The 17,801-nt window shown below is 69.7% G+C and carries 18 protein-coding genes and 2 pseudogenes; 13 read left to right on the top strand and 7 right to left on the bottom strand.

Going from position 1 to position 17,801, the window contains the following annotated elements; all coding sequences use genetic code 11:
* Positions 1 to 142: 142 nt before the first annotated feature.
* Positions 143 to 649 carry a GNAT family N-acetyltransferase gene (locus V7E45_RS29030; protein WP_333777167.1) on the bottom strand — a complete coding sequence of 169 codons (507 nt, stop codon included), beginning with the start codon at positions 647 to 649 and terminating at the stop codon, positions 143 to 145.
* Positions 650 to 1,715: 1,066 nt separating this feature from the next.
* On the opposite strand from V7E45_RS29030, the gene V7E45_RS29025 reads away from it, so the two are divergent.
* The 5 genes from V7E45_RS29025 to V7E45_RS29005 all read left to right on the top strand — a co-directional run bounded on the left by V7E45_RS29025 (position 1,716) and on the right by V7E45_RS29005 (position 6,323).
* Positions 1,716 to 1,943, top strand: a complete 228-nt coding sequence (locus V7E45_RS29025; RefSeq protein WP_333777166.1) for a hypothetical protein — start codon at positions 1,716 to 1,718, stop codon at positions 1,941 to 1,943.
* Positions 1,944 to 2,535: 592 nt separating this feature from the next.
* The gene (locus tag V7E45_RS29020) at positions 2,536 to 2,736 is read left to right on the top strand and encodes a hypothetical protein (RefSeq protein ID WP_333777165.1); all 201 of its coding nucleotides are present in this window, start codon (positions 2,536 to 2,538) and stop codon (positions 2,734 to 2,736) included.
* 267 nt (positions 2,737 to 3,003) lie between these two features.
* On the top strand, positions 3,004 to 3,999 hold the full coding sequence (galE, locus tag V7E45_RS29015; RefSeq protein WP_333777164.1) for a UDP-glucose 4-epimerase GalE: 996 nt from the start codon (positions 3,004 to 3,006) through the stop codon (positions 3,997 to 3,999).
* A gap of 426 nt (positions 4,000 to 4,425) precedes the next feature.
* Positions 4,426 to 4,977, top strand: coding sequence for a SigE family RNA polymerase sigma factor (locus tag V7E45_RS29010; protein ID WP_333777163.1), 552 nt, complete (start codon positions 4,426 to 4,428; stop codon positions 4,975 to 4,977).
* An 11-nt stretch (positions 4,978 to 4,988) separates the two neighbouring features.
* Positions 4,989 to 6,323, top strand: coding sequence for an outer membrane protein assembly factor BamB family protein (locus tag V7E45_RS29005; protein ID WP_333777162.1), 1,335 nt, complete (start codon positions 4,989 to 4,991; stop codon positions 6,321 to 6,323).
* 394 nt (positions 6,324 to 6,717) lie between these two features.
* On the opposite strand, the gene V7E45_RS29000 is transcribed toward V7E45_RS29005, so the two are convergent.
* The gene (locus V7E45_RS29000) at positions 6,718 to 7,818 is read right to left on the bottom strand and encodes a GlxA family transcriptional regulator (RefSeq protein ID WP_333777161.1); all 1,101 of its coding nucleotides are present in this window, start codon (positions 7,816 to 7,818) and stop codon (positions 6,718 to 6,720) included.
* 168 nt (positions 7,819 to 7,986) lie between these two features.
* Here V7E45_RS29000 and V7E45_RS28995 point away from each other — a divergent pair, with 168 nt between their 5' ends.
* Positions 7,987 to 8,910, top strand: a complete 924-nt coding sequence (locus V7E45_RS28995) for an NADP-dependent oxidoreductase (RefSeq protein WP_333777160.1) — start codon at positions 7,987 to 7,989, stop codon at positions 8,908 to 8,910.
* Positions 8,911 to 9,314: 404 nt separating this feature from the next.
* Here the strand turns inward: V7E45_RS28995 and V7E45_RS28990 are convergent, their stop codons facing one another.
* Positions 9,315 to 10,214: a LysR family transcriptional regulator gene (locus V7E45_RS28990; RefSeq protein WP_333777159.1), complete on the bottom strand. Its 900-nt coding sequence runs from the start codon at positions 10,212 to 10,214 to the stop codon at positions 9,315 to 9,317.
* A gap of 226 nt (positions 10,215 to 10,440) precedes the next feature.
* Here V7E45_RS28990 and V7E45_RS28985 point away from each other — a divergent pair, with 226 nt between their 5' ends.
* Genes V7E45_RS28985 through V7E45_RS28975 form a run of 3 tightly spaced genes read left to right on the top strand, consistent with a single transcriptional unit; the run spans position 10,441 to position 12,253 of the window.
* Positions 10,441 to 11,334 carry a ketopantoate reductase family protein gene (locus tag V7E45_RS28985; RefSeq protein WP_333777158.1) on the top strand — a complete coding sequence of 298 codons (894 nt, stop codon included), beginning with the start codon at positions 10,441 to 10,443 and terminating at the stop codon, positions 11,332 to 11,334.
* On the top strand, positions 11,334 to 11,909 hold the full coding sequence (locus V7E45_RS28980) for a DUF6817 domain-containing protein (RefSeq protein ID WP_333777157.1): 576 nt from the start codon (positions 11,334 to 11,336) through the stop codon (positions 11,907 to 11,909). Before V7E45_RS28985 ends, V7E45_RS28980 begins: the two co-directional genes overlap by 1 nt.
* Positions 11,906 to 12,253 (top strand): hypothetical protein, encoded by a 348-nt coding sequence (locus tag V7E45_RS28975; protein ID WP_333777156.1) that lies wholly within the window; start codon positions 11,906 to 11,908, stop codon positions 12,251 to 12,253. Before V7E45_RS28980 ends, V7E45_RS28975 begins: the two co-directional genes overlap by 4 nt.
* A gap of 23 nt (positions 12,254 to 12,276) precedes the next feature.
* On the opposite strand, the pseudogene V7E45_RS40725 reads toward V7E45_RS28975, so the two are convergent.
* Positions 12,277 to 12,481 (bottom strand): annotated as a pseudogene (locus tag V7E45_RS40725) (IS630 family transposase); the annotation flags it as partial.
* Positions 12,482 to 12,860: 379 nt separating this feature from the next.
* On the opposite strand from V7E45_RS40725, the gene V7E45_RS28970 reads away from it, so the two are divergent.
* Complete coding sequence (locus tag V7E45_RS28970; RefSeq protein WP_333777155.1) at positions 12,861 to 13,118, top strand: hypothetical protein; 258 nt, start codon at positions 12,861 to 12,863, stop codon at positions 13,116 to 13,118.
* 31 nt (positions 13,119 to 13,149) lie between these two features.
* Here V7E45_RS28970 and V7E45_RS28965 read toward each other — a convergent pair whose 3' ends face one another.
* Positions 13,150 to 13,554, bottom strand: coding sequence for a hypothetical protein (locus V7E45_RS28965; protein WP_333777154.1), 405 nt, complete (start codon positions 13,552 to 13,554; stop codon positions 13,150 to 13,152).
* Between the two features lie 600 nt (positions 13,555 to 14,154).
* Between V7E45_RS28965 and V7E45_RS28960 the strand changes: the two genes are divergently transcribed.
* On the top strand, positions 14,155 to 15,051 hold the full coding sequence (locus tag V7E45_RS28960; RefSeq protein ID WP_333777153.1) for an alpha/beta fold hydrolase: 897 nt from the start codon (positions 14,155 to 14,157) through the stop codon (positions 15,049 to 15,051).
* Positions 15,052 to 15,180: 129 nt separating this feature from the next.
* Here the strand turns inward: V7E45_RS28960 and V7E45_RS28955 are convergent, their stop codons facing one another.
* Positions 15,181 to 15,303: a hypothetical protein gene (locus V7E45_RS28955; protein WP_333777152.1), complete on the bottom strand. Its 123-nt coding sequence runs from the start codon at positions 15,301 to 15,303 to the stop codon at positions 15,181 to 15,183.
* Positions 15,304 to 15,532: 229 nt separating this feature from the next.
* Here V7E45_RS28955 and V7E45_RS28950 point away from each other — a divergent pair, with 229 nt between their 5' ends.
* Both V7E45_RS28950 and V7E45_RS28945 read left to right on the top strand, forming a co-directional pair.
* Positions 15,533 to 15,964 carry a hypothetical protein gene (locus V7E45_RS28950; RefSeq protein WP_333777151.1) on the top strand — a complete coding sequence of 144 codons (432 nt, stop codon included), beginning with the start codon at positions 15,533 to 15,535 and terminating at the stop codon, positions 15,962 to 15,964.
* Positions 15,957 to 17,444, top strand: a complete 1,488-nt coding sequence (locus V7E45_RS28945) for a caspase family protein (protein WP_333777150.1) — start codon at positions 15,957 to 15,959, stop codon at positions 17,442 to 17,444. The genes V7E45_RS28950 and V7E45_RS28945 overlap by 8 nt, the downstream gene beginning before the upstream one ends.
* Positions 17,445 to 17,459: 15 nt before the next feature.
* On the opposite strand, the pseudogene V7E45_RS28940 reads toward V7E45_RS28945, so the two are convergent.
* Positions 17,460 to 17,801 (bottom strand): annotated as a pseudogene (locus V7E45_RS28940) (IS5/IS1182 family transposase); the annotation flags it as partial.

The raw sequence follows: 17,801 nt of genomic DNA, 5'->3' as shown, positions 1-17,801 counted from the left end.
AGGGGCGTGCGGGCGTGCGAGCCGGGCCGTCATCACTCGTCCCGGGCGGTCACAGCCGGGAGCAGTTGAACCATCGGAACCAGTTGAACCAGTTGAACCGGCTGGGCGACTCAGTGGCCCGAAGCATCGGTGTACCGGGGGTTCACGACGGCGAAACGGTGATCCAGAACCGGTCTTCACCGTGCGCCTGGCCGTCGTGCACACCGCCGTTGGCCTGGATGACGCGGCGCGAGGCCTCGTTGTCAGAGGCACAGGTCAGGAGAACCCGTTCAAGACCGAGGCTGAGGCACTCCGCCAGTCCGGCTGCGAGCATCCTCGTCGCGTGCCCTTGCCGACGCCAAGGCGTGACGACGTGGTACCCCACGTGGCCGCCCGCCTCGGCGAGTTCCGGCGTCAGGCGATGGCGTACGACGAGCGTGCCGAGGTAGTGCTCGCCCGAGACATACCAAAATATGGTGGTAGGCACGTTCCAGCGGATCTGCACGCCGCGACGCTGTGCGACGAAGGCAGCGAAGTCGTCACCTGCCGGTCCCAGCCAGTCGGTGGGTCTCCCTTCGGCCAGGCAATCGGCTCGCTCGCCGGCGAGGTACGACTCGCGTACCGCCGCCGTGGGCCAGACCAGATGAGGTAGTTCACTCAAACGCGTCATGTGCTCAGTCTCCGCACCACGGAGTGCTGGTTCCTCTGCTTTTCCGGAGGGGGACGCGGGGTGTCCCTGGGCGTCCGAGGGCACACGCTCCGATGCAGAACAGCCGCCGTCCGCCACGTCGCAGGTCGGAGTGCTGACCGACGCCTACGTGAGTCGATGGGCAGGCGCGGGCACCCGGGAGGGACTGACCGGGAGGTGACCGGAGTGCGCGAAGGCTTGGGCCTGGACGAGGTTCGGGGGCCCCGGAGGACGCGGCGCACGTGAGGTCGGTGGATGCAGTGGCCCGGAATCTGGAAAAGCGGTTCGACGGGAACGACGTGTCGTTCCTGTTCGTCGACGTGGTCGGGCAAGAGGTCGTACGTCTGACCCGGGCCGGCACGGCCGCGGAGCCGCTCGGCCAGGCGCAGCGGATCAGGCTGCCCGAGAGCCGGTACGACCAGGTGCTGCGGGCCGGCGCCTCCTTGAGGAGACCGAAGCCGTCGCCGACCTGCTGCGAGGCAGCCCAGTTCACCCTGGCCTCCGGGCTGGTGCCGACTACATCGGCGGCGACACCTACGACTACAGCCTGGGCCAGGGCGGCTGCTCATCCCACTGACCCTAGAATCGCTGCCGGCGAGGTGGCCAACCGGATTCCCGTCTCGCCCAATCCGTGCGATGGCGGCTTCGCCAGTACGACGCTCCACCATCCGGCAAGCGCAGGCATGAACCCACCTTGCGCGCTGCCCAAGAACAGCAGGGCGGACCAGTCCAACACCTCTGGAAAGCTGGTCCAGAGACAGAACGAGTGCTCTGCCGGCTTGCTCCACATCCGCGCACCAGTCACCCGTACCGCCGGGTGCCGTGCCGCCGCCCGTCCCGCCGGCTACCGGCGCTCCGACAGCGGGGACGACGAGTCCGTGGACGCCAGGTCCGTCCACGACACACAAGGTGAGTCGAGACGTGGGACGAGCACGCGTCGGTCACAGCCATGAGACCGACGCCTGACATCCAAGACGCCGAGTCCACAGCGGCTCGATCGAACTTGTCAGGCGGTGCTCAACCGACTCGGGTGCGCCATCCTGTTTCCATGAGGCTGCAGGGTGAGCCGGTAACGGCAGACAGAGCGATGATTCTGAACGAGCTGCGGTTCGATTCAGATGCGATCTACGTGCTGGACCGTCCCTTGCTGCTCGCCCCCGGTGACGAGGTGCACGTCTTCGGCGATCAGCAAGTCGTCATCAAGCGTGCGACGGGGCGCGAGCAGAGGCCGGCCGGCCACTGGACTCCGTGGTGCTGGCACTGGCGCCTCCTCTGAGTTTGCCCTTCGGACACCCACCGACGTCGAGCGCTGTGCAGTCGTCACACAACGCCGCCTCATACCTGACCGCCAGACAGGCTCCAGTGCCTGTCGCGTCTGTGTCGAGCCTGCCGTGCCGAGTGCCCCGTCGAGGGCATGGCCGCAGGCCAAAGCGAGGGTGAGCGTCACCCCGCAACATCTCTCCAGTCTCAGGATTGAAGCAGGATCCGCCGCGATGGAGTACCACCGAGCGATGAAGGAGTGGATCACCCGGGCCGGAAGCCCAGCATCGGAAGGCTCGGACGGTCACCGGCGGCCGGGCTGCTGCCCTGCGTACGGGGTGTTCAACGCGTCGACGGTGTCCGCCGAATCCGCAGGCGAGCCAAGCCGTTCGACCGTGTTCGAGTTCGTGGCACGATGTGCGACATGACGACGAACCGAAAGGCCCATGCCGCGTAGACGGCCAAGGAGGATCCGGACGGCCATTGCTCGCCACCGGGCACAAGGAGCAAGGCCTGACATAGAAGGCCTGTCGTCGCGTGCACGGTCCGAGATCCTGCGTCTCGAAAGCACCCGCAACTACCTGCGGCCAGGGAACGTCAGCGCGGCCATGCGCTTGTGGAAGGACTACGCCCGCCGCCCTGAAGGCCAGTTGTGGGACGATCACGAGCGCGGCAACGTGCACTGGTACTGCTGCGGTGATCCGTTCGAAGCCCGAGCCCTCCTGGACATGGTGATGCAGGCTCTGTCACCTGGAACCGCCCGCGAGCTCCGACAGATCGTCAGCCGATTCGATGCTGCCTGGCACTGATCGTCCCCGCCGCTCGAATCCGGAAGGCGGGGCCTGCCCGGTGGGTCTGACACGGCGCGAGCCTCCTCGCCCGGCGGGATGCCCGCTCAGCTGGTGCTGAACTGGACGTGAGTGCGTGATGAGGCCCGCTGTCAGAACCGGTACGGGCATCAGCACCGGTACTGATGCCGGGGCGGCCGGGCTGCGGCCCCCTCCCGCCCGGCCTCTCGGCTAACCTAGCCGCCGCTCGCCCATTGGGGCTGCAACAAGGCTGGGAGAGAAGACGTCGTGGTCAAAGTCCTCATCGCAGGGGGAGCCGGGTACATCGGCAGTACGGTCGCTTCGGCCTGTCTGGACGCGGGTATCACGCCCGTGATCCTGGACAACCTGATCCGGGGCCGCCGCGAGTTCACCGAGGGCCGTACCTTCTACGAGGGTGACATCGCGGACGGGACCCTGGTCGACCGGATCTTCTCCGACCACCCGGAGATCGCCGCCGTGGTGCACTGCGCGGCGCTGATCGTGGTGCCCGAATCGGTCGCGGACCCGATCGGCTACTACGAGGCGAACGTGGCCAAGAGCCTCGCATTCGTCAGCCACTTGCACCGCAACGGCTGCGACCGGCTCATCTTCAGCAGTTCGGCCTCCATCTACCAGTCCGATGACGGTTCAGCGGTCGACGAGGACTCGCCGCTGGCGCCGCAGAGCCCGTACGCGAGGACGAAGGCGGTGTGCGAGGAGATGTTCGCCGACATCGCCCTGGCGGGGCCGCGCGTGCTGTCACTGCGCTATTTCAACCCGATCGGCGCCGACCCCGAGCTGCGTACCGGTCTGCAGCTCAAGCGTCCCAGCCATGCCCTGGGCGTGCTCATCCAGGCTCACCAAGAAGGGCGGCCGTTCCCCGTCACCGGGACCGACTACCCCACCCGCGACGGCTCGGGCATCAGGGACTACGTGCACGTCTGGGACCTCGCCGCCGCCCACATCGCGGCGATCCAGCGTTTCGACTCCGTCGTCGCCGGCCCGCGGCGCTCCATCGCGATCAACCTGGGCACCGGCTCGGGCACCACGGTCAAGGAGCTGTGCGCCGCGTTCAACAACGTCGTCAGCACACCCCTGGCCACCGTCGACACCGTCAGGCGCCCCGGTGACGTCGCCGGCAGCTACACCAAGAGCGACCGGGCGGCCGAACTGCTGGGCTGGACACCGAAGCTGTCCCTGGAGGACGGCATCCGCTCCGCCCTTGACTGGATGCCGGTACGCGACGAGTTGCTGAAGGACTGACGCCTCCCCCTCGGGGGCGTGCCCCGCCCGCGCCCCCGCCGCCCTCGTGTGTCCCAGCTCGTGTCCGGTTCCGCGAGTTGCCGGTGTTCAGAGCCGGTGACAGCGCCATGATCGCGTTTGAGCGTCGGAGGCGCCTTCCCGACCATCGGATGCTCACGAGTTGAGCTGGCCTGCGCAATCCACCTTGCCTCCGGCACGCGGGGACGGCCGCTGTCTTCCACGGTTACGGCCTGCACCCACAACGACTGCGCTCATGCTCCACAACTCGTGCGCAGGTGCTGTCGGTTGTCGTGAACGACGTCTGTCGCGGGGCCGATGTCGGCCCCAGGGCTGTCGCCGACTGGTAGGAACACACAATCTCGCCCGCTGAGGGATAGCCACGGGTGACTCACCGCGTCGTGGTGGTCGTACAGAAGGGGAGGGTCGATGGAGGCCTCGAGCCATGATGAATTCCGGGAGTTCGTAGCGATGCGCTCCACCGCGCTGCTGCGACTCGCGGTCCTGCTGACCGGCGGGGACCGGCACGCTGCGGAGGATCTGCTGCAGATCGCGCTGATGAAGGCCTACGGGCGTTGGGCCCGCATCGAACAGCCCGAAGCGTATGTCCGCAAGATCATGTACCGCCAGCAGGTCAACCGCTGGCGGCTGCGCGGTCACCACGCCGAGACCATGGTGCCGGTGCTGCCCGAGCCCGGCACGGAGGCGGGCAGCGGGGCGGACCTGGAGCTGCGGATCGCGTTGTGGGCGGCGCTGGGCCGGCTGTCGAAGCGCCAGCGAGCCGTAGTCGTACTGCGGTACTTCGAGGACTTGCCGGAGGCCGAGGTCGCGGCGCTCCTCGGCATCCCGGTGGGCACGGTGCGCAGCACGGCGCACCGGTCGCTCGCGAAGCTCCGGGCGCTCGTACCGGAGCTCGAGCCGGACGGGCCCGCGGAGCAACTGCGACCGCTCAGCTACACGGCGAAGGAGATGCAGGGATGACGACGCCCCGGGTGGAGGAGAAGGTCCGGGAGACGCTGCACGCTGTCGCCCTTGACCGGGTGCGGGCGCCGGGGGACCTGGCGCAGCAGGTGGTACGACGGCGCAGTCGGCGTCGGCTCTCGCAAGCCGCCGGGGCTGCGGCGGCCGTGGCCGCGATCGCTGCGGGGGCCATGCTCGGCCTTGGGGGCGGCGGTGCGGCAGAAGGCGGCAAGCCTGTGCTGCCGGCGGCGTCACCCGAAGGCTGGCACCCATGGCACGACAACGTGGCTGGAGTCAGCGAGCGGGGTTGTCTGGCGGACGGCTCCGCACTGTACTGCGGCGGGCGGAAATACGATGTTGTAAAGGTGGACGCCAACACCGGCGAGCGGCTGTGGACCGTCAAGGTCAACGGCGATGGCGACGGGAACGACCACCCGTTCGCCGTGCGCGACGGCGTCGTCTACGCCTACCGCAACCACACGGCGAAGCACCTGCCCAACGGGGACTACGCCGGCGGAACCGATGTGATGGCTGTCAACGCCGCCACCGGCAAGCGGCTGTGGTCGGTGGAGATGCCGCAGGACGACCGTACCGGCCAGGCCGCCATGCTCATCGACGGCGCGGTGTGGGCGAACACCCCGTCTCTGCGGACGATGTCGGCTCTCGATTCCCGTACCGGTGAAGTGAAGTGGCAGCACACCTGGGCCAAGGACGATGTATGCCAGCGGGCCGTGCTGAGCGGTGTGCCCTACCTCCTGTGCTCACAGGACACCGAGGCGGTGCACGACACCGATGTCTTCCGTCTCGATCCCGGCACCGGCGAGACCCACAAGGTCACCACCCTGCCCGGCAGGCAGCAGCTGCTCGGGACCTCGGACGACCGGATGGTTCTGGCCGGAGTCGAGGACACGGCAGGCGACGAATATCAGCTGACGAGCGTCAGCGGCTCCGGGGCGCGCACGTCACTGCCCGGCCAGGTCAAGGGGCACATCGCCACCCGGACCGTCGCCGGTGATCGTTTGATCTCCCTGTCCTGGACGGGCCAGGCAACCGCCTACTCGCTGACGACCGGAAAGACTCTGTGGGCGGGCCCGGTGGGCGTCAGGGTGCCAGGGAAGGACACGGGGGCATTGCTCGCGCCTCCCGTGGTGTCGGCGAGGCAGGCGATCGTGTACTTCTTCAGCCCGACCGGGGACCTGTCCGGCCTTGACCTGCGCACGGGCAAGCAGCTCTGGCACGGTCGAATCGACACCGGCAAGTCGAAGATCGGCTTCGCGGACGAGCCCCAACTCCTCCTCTACCAGGATGTGCTGATCGCCAGGGACGGCAGCAAGATCTTGTCCCTCCTACCGCCGATCGGACACTGACGCGAGCAACGACAGGCCGGGGCGGTACTTGCCGCCCCGGCCCGGCGCCCTGCGCGGAGCGGGCCCGTGTGACAGGGGGGCGGGATCGGCGCGCGCTCGGCATGCACACTCCTTCGGTACGAGCGCCACTGGGCCGACCGGTAGGAGACTGCTCGCGGAGGCGGTGGAGAGACGGCGCGGTCGGCCAACCGGCGCTCCGTTGCCGATGGTGTGGCGTGCCGCGTCGACGCAATGCCCCTTCCCGGCAACGTGATCGGGGAGCGCTGACCGACCTTGGCGCCAGCCGGTGGCCGTCGGCCGATGTCAGGCGGGAGGCAGGCGGGTCACAGTGGCTGCCGAGAGGCGGAAGGCCGGTCGCGGGCTGCGGGTAGCCGCAAGGCGTGGCGGTGCGCGGTCATGGACCGGCGGGGGCCAGGTCGTGGGGGCTGAAGGTACGGCGGTAGGCGGCGGGGGAGACGCCGAAGGCCGTACGCATGTGCGCGCGCAGGGAGTTCGCGGAGCCGAAGCCGGCCCGGTGCGCGACCAGATCGATGGGCAGGTCGGTGGTTTCCAGCAACTGCTTCGCCAGTTCGAGGCGTTGAGCGGTGAGCCACTGCACGGGGGTCATGCCGACCTCGTCTCGGAAGCGGCGGGTGAAGGAGCGCAGGCTCATCCGGGCGTGCTCGGCGAGCTGGGTGAGGGGCAGCGGCTCGCCGAGGTGCTCCAGTGCCCAGGCCCGGGTGGCGGTGGTGCTGGCGACGGTGGGCTCGGGGACCGGTCGGTCGATGTACTGGGCCTGCCCGCCGTCCCGCCAGGGCGGGACGACGCACATGCGTGCGGCCCGGTTGGCCGCGGCGGCGCCGTGGTCGCGGCGGATCATGTGCAGGCACAGGTCGACGCCGGCCGCCACGCCCGCGGAGGTGAGCACGTCGCCGTCGTCGACGAACAGGACGTCCTCGTCGACCTTGACGCGGGGGTAGGCCCGGCGGAACTCCGGGGCCAGGTTCCAGTGGGTGGTCGCGGGGCGACCGTCGAGCAGCCCGGCGGCGGCCAGGACGTAGGAGCCGGTGCAGATGGACACCAGCCGGGTGCCGGGCCGGATACCGGCGATGGCGGCGATGACCGCCGGGGGCAGCGGGCCGCCGCGGCCCAGCTCGGGCATGGCGTGCGTAGGCGGCACGATCACGGTGTCAGCGGCGGCCAGCGCCTCGGGACCTGCCGCGGGCTGCACGCTGAACCCGGCGTCGCTGAGCACGGGCGCGCCGTCGGCGGTGCAGACGGTGACCTCGTACAGCGGGCGGCCCTCGGCGTCCGCCACGCTGCCGAAGACCCGGGAAGGGATCCCGAGCTCGAAGGGCGGCACACCGGGCAGGGCGAGTACCGCGATCCGGTGCCGCCGCGCCGCCGACGCGGGCCGCCCCGGTATCCCCGCCACCCGCTCGGGCACGCACGACGAGCGCGGCTCGTCCTGCCGCTCCCGCCCGTCGCCGACGACCGTCTCCCGCGATTCACTCATGGCCAGATCCTGTCACATAGTGGCCAGACGGCCAACACCGTCGGCGACCTCGGTGCCCGATCGTGGACTGCGTCGCCACGGAAGAACCCTGTGGCGGCGACCGAACGAACCGGTCGTATCGGCTCTGACCGATCAGAGCCGATCCCGAAGAAAGACGAGGCAGACAGCATGCGCGCGGTGATCGTTGAGCAGTGGGGCGGACCCGAGAACCTCATCGAGAGGGACGTCGAACGCCCCGAGCCGGGCCTGAACGAGGTCCTGGTACGGGTGCACGCGGCCGGAGTGAACCCGGTGGACTGGAAGACCCGCGCCGGCGGCGCCCTGATCGACTGGAGCACCGTCCCGGCGGTCGGCTGGGACGTCTCCGGCACCGTCGAGGCCGTTGGACCCGGGGTGGGCCTGTTCCGTCCCGGTGACGAGGTCTTCGGCATGCCGCTGTTCCCGCGCCAGGCAGGCGGCTACGCCGAGTACGTCGTCGCACCGGCTCGCCACTTCGCGCCCAAGCCGACCGGGCTCACCCACGTGGAGGCGGCGGCGCTGCCGCTGGCCGCGCTCACCGCCTGGCAGGCCCTGGTGGACACCGCCGAGGTGCGCCCCGGCGAGCGGGTACTGGTGCACGCGGCGGCCGGCGGGGTGGGGCACCTCGCGGTGCAGATCGCGAAGGCTCGCGGTGCGTACGTGATCGGCACGGCCAGCGCCGGCAAGCACGACCTGGTGAGGGCGCTGGGCGCCGACGAGGTGATCGACTACCGCACGGTGCGGTTCGAGGACGTGGTGGGCGACGTCGACGTGGTGCTGGACGGACTCGGGGGCGAGAGCGCCGAACGGTCCCTGAAGGTCCTCAAGGCAGGTGGCCGACTGGTCACCCTGCCCGGCCCCGACGACGTCCCCGCCGCCCCGGACGGCGTCCGTGCGGTGTGGATGCTGGTCGAACCCGATCACCTCGGCCTGCGAGAGATCACCGCCCTGGTGGAGCGGGGCGCGCTGAAGCCGGTCATCGACACGGTCCTGCCGCTGGCGGAGGCGGCCAAGGCCCACGAGATCGGCGAGCAGGGCCGTACCACCGGCAAGATCGTCCTGACGGTCGTCTGAACCGGGCACCAGCTGCCGGCTGGCTCTTGATTCCCCCTGGCCTCTGCCTCATGAACAGGTAGCCGTAACGGAGAAGCAGTGCCCTAGGCTCGATGAGATTCGCAGCTGGCCGGCCACGATCAGCGTGCCGCAGGCCGCGATGCGCTCGGCATCTCACAGTCCACTTGCACGCATTGATCAGGTGTGGCGAGGCGCCGCTCAGCGTGTTGCTTCCCGGGAAGCCGCGGCATACCGGCAGGTCACGTTAGCCGCCGGGCCAAGCCGACCGCTCCCGCCGCCACCGTCGACCGACCGAGAAACCAAGGAGCGCCCGGCAGAGAAGATCGACGGCTGGCGCCCCGGGCTCGTTCCGACGTCTTCCAGAAGGCGCACCAGCGAAGCTGTGATCACACGATGGCGCGGCTTCACTTGCCCGCCTGGCGGGCGCAGTGGTCGGCGACCGTGTCGGCGAAGGCGCGGGCCAGTGGGGAGAGAGCGTCCCAGCGGCGGACGGCCCAGCCCGCGGTGAGCGCGGGGAGGGCTGGGATCGGGATCAGCCGCAGGTCGGGGTGGCCGGGGCCGGTCCACTCGGGCAGGGTCGGAACGACCGCGTGACCGAGCCCGAGTTCGGCCAGCAGGATCGCGGTGTCCCAGTCGGTGACGCTCGTGTCGAAGATCGGCCGGATGCCCGATTCGGCGAGCCGCGAGCCGAGCTGGATACGCGCGGTCGAGTTCTCGGGCAGGCCGATGAGTCGGGCATCCTGCAGGTCGGCGGGTTCGATGAAGGGCTTGTCGGCCAGCGGGTCGCCGGCCGCGACGGCGAGCGACCAGGACAGGTGGACGACGGGGCGTTGCTCCACGGCGCTGCCCGCCGGCCGCAGGGTGATCCAGGCGAGGTCCACCGCACCGACGGCGAGCGCGTCGAAGCAGCCGCGGCTGGAGGTCTCGGTCTGGAATTCGAGGCTGGCTCGCGGGAAGCGCCGGCGGAAGTCGACCACGGCGGCGGCCATGAAGTGGCGGACGGTCGTGGCACCGGTGGTGACGCGCACCGATCCGCCCTCCGCACGGGCGAGTTCCTCGATCCGGCGCACGGCCTGGTCGATACACCCCAGGCCCTCGGTCACCGCCGTGTGCAGCAGCCGCCCTGCCGGGGTCGGCGCAGTCCCGCGCGGGTGGCGTTCGAGCAGGCTGAGTCCCAGCTCCCGCTCGAGTCGCTTCACGTGCTGGCTGACGGCCGACTGCGTACAGCCCAGGTCACGGGCGGCACCGCTGAGCGAACCGGTTCGGCAGACCGCGGCAAAGACACGGAGATCGTCAAGTGTCACGGACCCAAGCTTAAGCTGGGGTGTTCCCCAGCAAACCCGTGGATTGACTTGGATACAGCCAGGTTTGACCATGGTTCCGGGCCCAGGGCGGCAACCCGCCCGCCGTCTCTTCCGCGATCCGGACGCGGTCCTGACGTGGGCGGGTGCCGACCCGCCACGGGCCCGACGGCTTCCCGGCCCGGCCGCCCGACCTCTCGACTCATTGGTTTCCCGGACAGGAGCACACATGAGCACAACCAGGACGACCGTGGCGGTACTCGGCCCAGGCGGCGTCGGCGGCCTGGTCGGCGCGCTGCTCGCCCGTGCTGGACACCGCGTCGTCTGCCTGGCGGGGGAACAGACCGTCGCCGTGCTGCGCCAGGACGGCCTGCGCGTCGACAGCAAGCGTTACGGGGACTTCACCGCGGCGGTGGAGTCCGACACCGAGTTGCGCGAGCCGGTGGACGCCGTCTTCGTGACGGTCAAGCAGACCGCGCTCGCCGAGGCGCTCGACCGCATCCCTGCCGAGGGGCTCGGCACGGCGGTCGTGGTTCCGCTGCTCAACGGCCTCGACCATCTCGCCGTGCTCCGCGAGCGCTTCCCCTCTGCCCGGGTCGTCGCAGGCACCATCCGGGTCGAGGCCACCCGCACGGCGCCCGGCCGCATCACCCACTCCAGCCCGTTCGCCGACCTCGAACTCGCCGCCCCCGTGGACGACTTCGTGGAAATGCTGCGGCAGGCCGGTCTGGGCGTGACCGTACGCGAGGACGAGAGCGCGATGCTCTGGGACAAGCTGGCCTTCCTCGCGCCGTTCGCCCTGCTGACCACCCGCCACCAGGTCGACGTCGGTGCCGTCCGTGATCGGCACCGGCCCGAACTGCTCACCGTCCTCGACGAGATCGAGGCCGTAGCCCGCGCCGCCGGCGCGCCGGTGACCGCCGAGGGGCTGCTCTCCTTCTTCGACCGCGTCCCCGGGACGATGAGGTCCTCGATGCAGCGCGACGCCGAGGCCGGCCGTCCGCTCGAACTCGACGCCATCGGCGGAGCCGTCCTACGTGCCGGAGCCGCCCACGGCATCGCCATCCCGGCCACCGCCCGACTGGTCGCCGAGGTGGCACAGTCCGCAAAGCGGGTGGCCTGATGGGGCGGCCCGCCCCGGCGCGATGGCTCCGGGCCGAGGAGATCCTGTCCGCCCGCGGCGCCGCCCGGGCGGCCCATCCGGGCGGAACGCTCCTGGAACACCTGCACCGCGTCGCCCACCTGCTCTCCACCTGGGGCGCCGACCCTGACGTCCAGCTCGCGGGGCTGTGCCACGCCGCCTACGGAACGGACGGATTCGACGGGTCGCTCCTGGGCACCACCGAGCGCGGGGCGCTCGCCGAACTGATCGGCGAGCGCGCGGAGGCACTGGTGTACCTGTACGCGAGCTGCGACCGGTCGGCCGTTTATCCCCGCCTTGGCAACGGGCTTCCGGTGGACTTCCGTGACCGCTTCACCGGCCGGGAACACACTCCGGCCGAGGCTGACGTACGCGCCATCTTGGAGATCACGGCCGCCAACGAGCTCGACGTACTGGCCCACAACCTCGGGCTGGCCGAGCTTCACGGGCCGTCCCTGTACCGCCTGTTCGCCCGCTCACGCGATCTGCTGTCCGCACCCGCGTGGAACGCCTGCGCCGAGCAACTGGCCCGGTACGCCCCCGAGCCGGGATCGTGATCAGCGGCCTGGACCACCTGGTGCTGACCGTCACCGACGTCGAGCGGGACGGCCAGCGGACTCCGGTGCTGCCGTTGGATACCGTCCTGATCGCCGAACGGCCCTCAGGCGTGGTCGAAGGTTCCTGCTCGCAGCAGGTCGAGGTCTGGTACGTCGCACTGCGCGACGCGCCGCGTCGGCGTCGGGACGACTTCGAGCCGTATTTCGTTGCCCGCCGTGCGTGCGAATGGCTCGGTACAGCGTATGACGCGCAGAGTGCGGGCGCGCTGGAGGCCGCGTCAGCGGAGGCCTTCGGCCACGGTCGAGCGGTCGTGTCGAATGTGGTGCGGATGCTGGACCAGTGAACTTGAATCCGTGATGTTCGGCAGCCGTCCATGGTCAGGCCGGTACCGGCGAGGCAGCCGTCTACCAGGTCCGGGCGGTATTGGATCTGCTTGAGTCGGTGTTTCACGGCCCTGGTGATCTATCTGGCCGAGGTCTGCGGCGGCGAGGTTGCCGATGTCGCACTTGACCAGTGACCAGATAACCTCCTGCGACTTCAGGTCCGGCGCGTAGGTGGACAGCTGGAACAGGGGCGGTGTCGCCCCCCGGCCGTGCGGCGATCACGGCGAGGTGGACGTGGGGGTCCGCCGACTTGCGCGGAGCAGCGAGGACCTCGGGGGAGTCGCCCTCCTCGGGCTCCTCGGCCTCGGCCGGCTCCGAGGTTCCACCGGAGAACGCTGCGGGCGATGCCCGGCACCGGCGTGGTGGGGGAGTCCTGCGCCCGGTCGCGCACCGCGGACGGTAGCACGCACCCGACCTCGTCCAGGGCGAAGGAGTCCGCGCACCGGTCGGCCTCGCCGCGGGACGCTACCCGACACCACCTGCGACGATCAGGGCAGCCTCCCCGACACCAGCACGGACGACGGGAGCCCGCCGACGAGCGGTCCGAACCGCTGCGATGCGCCGTGATTGCGCGCGTACCTCGCCTCGATCGTTCCGGAAGGGGATGCCGCCATTGCCATCCATGTGACGAGCGTTCGGATCCGCGTGCCCGCGGGCAGCGCCCGCGGCGAGGCGGTCGTGCGGGTCTACTACGGTGTGGCGGAACAGGAAGAGGCGGACCGCACCGCCGACGTCTTCGCCCACTGGCGGAGTTCCGTATACGGCGATCACGGCCGCGTCGACGTCCTCGGCCCGGCGAAGGCCACGGCGGAAAAGGACTGGTGATCGACGGTCACACCGTCCGCCCGTTTCTCGATCAGCCGGTTCCCTTGTCCCTGCGATGGAGCACGACGAAGATCAGGAAGCCTGCGCACAGGAGGATGACGGCACCGGCGAGAAACGGGACGGGAGCGTACTCATCCGTGCATGTCTGGCCGTCGGCGGTCGTATGGCAGACGGTCCCCGGACCGCTTCGGTTCAGGTAAGCGATGTAGAAGAGCGGGGCGGCCGGACCGGCCAACAGCCCGGCCATCGCGTTCCTGGGGCTCCGCCACAGCAGGAGACCCGCCGCGACAGCGGCCAGAAGCAGCAGAACGACGCCCGCCGACAGGAGAGCGGCCAGTGCTGCTCCGGCGCATGCTCCTACGGCGAGCCAAGCCAGAAACCAGCCCCAGGCGACCGCGTGTCCATCCGGTTTCACTGTGGCCTCACGATTCACCATGTATGCCCTTCCCGATTCCCTCTCCCCCTGCGAAACCGTGACATCGGACGTTGCCCCATGACGGCCCTCCCAGCATGGCAGGCCGGCCGCGTCCTGGGGATGGTCATGAAGTGCTCTGCCGGTCCGGCCGGGAGCGGCGCAGGACGTCTGCGATCCAGGGTTGGAAGGGAAGCTGCCCAAGGACCACCTGCCGATCGTTGACAGTCCAGACCAGATGTCAGTACCGCTCGACGAGCGGGTCGTGTCCCGCCGCGAATTGCCGGGCCGTCCATTCCCGTAGCTCCAGGTCGAGTTTGGTGCCGAAGCGTTCCACGACAGCGTCGACGACAGACACGGCATCGCGACCGGCCGGGGCGATGCCCGCCTCCTTCGCGGCGGCGACGGCTTGCCTGGCGAAGAGCAGGAGTTCTGCCGCGAGTTCGGGCGGCGCATCCGGAAGGGCCCTCGCTCCCGCGGCCGAGCCGCGAGCCGAGCCTGATGCTGCTCGAACCGGCCAGGGGGCGTGCGATCCCCCTTCACATGCCCGTTCACCGGGTGCCGACGTGTGGGCGGTGCGCTTCGGGGCACGTGAGCCGCGATGTCCGAGGCGTGGGAGGCTACGTGTTCGACGGCTTCGAATTGGTGCGGTGCGAGGGGAACGGCGCCCACCTGCGGGTGCGTCATGGCGGCAGCGGATCGGCTGTGCTGCTCTTGCACGGTCATCCGCGCACACATGCGACTTGGCACCGCGTCGCCCCGTTGCTGGCCGCGGCCGGTCACACGGTGGTCTGTCCGGATCTGCGGGGCTACGGCGAGTCCGACAAGCCCCCGACCGACGAGCGGCACAGTCCGTACTCCAAGCGCGCCATGGCTGGTGACTGTCTAGCGGTCATGCGTCGTCTCGGGCACGACCGGTTCGCGGTCGTGGGGCACGACCGGGGCGCGTACGTGGCCACACGGCTCGCCCTGGACCACCCGGAGTCCGTGTCCGCCCTCAGCGTTCTGGACGCTGTACCCATCTGGGAGGCGCTGCAACGCTGCGACGCGACGTTCGCCGCAAGCTGGTGGCACTGGTTCTTCCTCGGACAGACCGACAAGCCGGCCGAGCGCATCATCAACGCTGATCCCGACGCCTGGTACAAGGCCAACGCCGAGCAGATGGGTGTGGAAGCATTCGAGGACTACCGACGAGCCATCCACGATCCGGCCACCGTGCACGCCATGTGCGAGGACTATCGGGCCGGCCTTGGTGTCGACCGGGAGCACGATGAAGCCGACCGGCAAGCCCGCCGGCGTATCGACTGCCCGCTGCAGGTGCTGTGGGCCACCCACGACGACATGGCCGACCTCTACGGCGACGTGCTGAGTATCTGGCGCGACTGGGCGGGCAACCGACTGGAGGGTGGCCCGATCACCTCCGGACACCACATCGCCGAAGAGGCACCCGAGGCGCTCGTGACCGCGCTGCGCGAGTTCTGGCGAAGCGCTGAAGACCGCGGTCCTGGCGACATGCCGTAACGCACACATACATGACGCCAGCAAGCGCCGTTCGGTCAGGACAAGCAATCGCCCCGGATGGCGCTGGCGCCGCGGTCGGGGCAGGCGGCCCCGTACTGGGGGTGCAGGGCGGGGCCGGGGGCAACGTGTTCAGGGGGTGAGGTCGGCGAGGAGGGCGATGGCGTTGTCGACGTAATGGTGTTCGCCGGCGGGCAGCTTGGTGCGGGCGGTGTCGATGGCGAGGGTGACGAAGTCGCGGACGGTGTGGGTCATTGGCTCGTCGTCGAGTAGTGGCGGCGCAGGAAGGGATCTTGCCGGCCAGGGTCGGTGGCGAGGGTCTCGTGGAGGTGGCGCAGGGCGGTGGTGGCGTCGCTGCGGCGGGCGGCGGTGATGGGGCCATCGCATCGGCGGGGATCGGCGAAACCGCCACGAGGACGGCCTCGTTCATGTCACTCTGTCACCCTTCATGTACTTCTAGCACCTGCGTTGAGGGGGACGGGACGTGGACCGTCAGGGGGGTCTCGCCGAGGCGACCGTACGGCTGTGGCACGACGAGTCGGCCGGGATACGCATGAGCGAGGCCGAAACGGCCGCGTTGACCGAGGAGTTGGGGGGTCTCGAGCTGCACCGGGTCGCACCGCTGCCCGCGGGTTCGGCGCCGGTGGGCACCCGGTCGGCCGAGGTCTGGGAGACAGCGGCCCTAGTGATCACCCTTCGGACGGCGCCGACGCTGGTGAGGTCGCTGGTCGGACTGCTTCAGGACTGGCTGCGGCGCCGCAACTCCGGCTCCATCGAGATGAAGCTCGGCACGCATGAACTGAGGCTCACCTCTACCGGTCGCGCGGAACAACGCGAGGCGATTCAGGGCTTCTTCACCGCGATCGAACAGAACGGGGACGCCGCCCCACCGACGGAGCCCTCCGACCATGGCTAGGCGAGCCTTGGTGGTGACCACCTCGCGCTACGACGATCCCAGGCTCGCGCACCTGCCGGGGGCGGACGCGGACGCGGTTGCCCTGTCCGAGGTGCTGCGGAACGAGGCGATCGGAGGCTTCGAGGTCGATGTTCTCAGAGACCGGACTCGCGACGAAGTGGCGCGCGGAGTGCAGCGCTTCTTCACCCGGGCCGCCCCCGAGGACCTGCTGCTGCTCCATCTCTCCTGCCACGGCCGCAAGGACTCGCGAGGCCGGCTGCACTTCGCCGCCCGGGACACGGAGCTGGACGTGCTGACCGCCAGTTCGGTCGGTGCCGACTTCCTCAACGACCTCATGGACGAGAGTCGGTCCCAGCAGATCGTCCTCTTCCTCGACTGCTGCTACAGCGGCGCGTTTGTGAGAGGCATGCGAACGCGTGCGGGTGAACACACCGTCGACGTGGCCGGCAACCTCGGCGGCCGCGGTCGCTTCATCATCACCTCGTCGACCTCGTTGCAGTACAGCTACGAGGACGGCGAACGCAGCCGCGAGGGGGCCAAGCCGTCGGTCTTCACCTCCGCTGTGGTGCAGTCGCTGCGCGACGGCACGGGTGACCGGGACGGTGACGGCCGGGTCGGCGCCGAGGAGTTCTACCGGGATGTGGCCGAACGGGTCGGCCGGATCTTGCCCGCCCAGACCCCGACACGCAGTGTCAACAGCGCGGTCGGGGATCTCGTGGTGGCCTTCAACCCGGCGGGCCCCAGACCGAGCCGTCCAGCTCCGGTCGCATCGGTCGGTACGACCGCCGCAGCGTCGACCGTTGCCGCACCACCGCCGAAGTATCCCTTCACTCCGCTCAAGGCGTCCGGTTACGACATCGAGCACGTCGTCGCGGGCCTCGACCGGCTCCTCGAAGTGGTGTCCGACCCCGGGCGCACGACACCGGTACGGCCACCGCACTTCCCCATGGCGTCCGACAAACGCATGGGCTACGCCAGGGAGCAGGTGGACGCGCACATCGAGTGTCATCGTGTCGAACCCGCTGACTTCGGGGTTGCGTTGACCCTGCTGCTCAGGGAGCAGGACATCATCCTGTGCGACGGCGTGACTGGCCGCAAGGTCGCGCGGCTGCGTGAGCGGTGCATGCCCTTGGGGTGGGAACGACTGCTGGGGTACGTCAGAACGGGACGCGCCGTGGACCCGGACCAGGCCGTGGCCTTCACGACGGAGAACCTCTGCGTCCTGGACTCCAGGACGGTGATCCGAGTGCCCTACCCAAAACTGTCGGAGTTTGATGTGTCCTCAACGACCGAGTGGGAGAGGTGGTCGGGCAGCACGGACCAAGGAGGATTCGGCGGGGAGACGAAGCATGTGACCACCACGGTCCGCTACAAGGGCTGGACGGTCACTCTGTTCGACAGCGTGCTGGAGGCCAGCCTCACCGCATTCGTCGAGGCCATGGCCGATCTCCGCACGCGCCACCCCGACTGGTTCGCCTAGGTTCTGTCTCTTTGCTCAGCGTCGGCTCCAGATGAGGACGCCCGCGAGGTGGAGTACGGCCTGGTAGCCGATCGCGAGCTTGTCGGTCCGTGTGGCCAGGAGAGCCACTGCTTGAGACGGTTGACGCACCGCTTGACACTGTTGCGCTGCTTGTATGCCTCGTTGTCGTAGCCGGGCGGACGGCCACCGAGCCGGCCTGGCCGCAGGCGTGGCCGACTTGGTCGGACGGTTATGGGATGACCGCGCGGATACCCCGGCGCCGCAGGTGGCTGCGGAATGGCGCGGGGGGTTCGGGTGGTGTGGCGGCAACCGGGCGGGGTGGTCGGGGGCTCGAAGCCACGCTGAGGAGGGCGGCCC

The organism is Streptomyces sp. IBSBF 3136 (assembly GCF_036815105.1).
In the GTDB taxonomy this organism is placed as follows: domain Bacteria; phylum Actinomycetota; class Actinomycetes; order Streptomycetales; family Streptomycetaceae; genus Streptomyces.
This window is presented reverse-complemented; position numbering and strand designations above follow the sequence as displayed.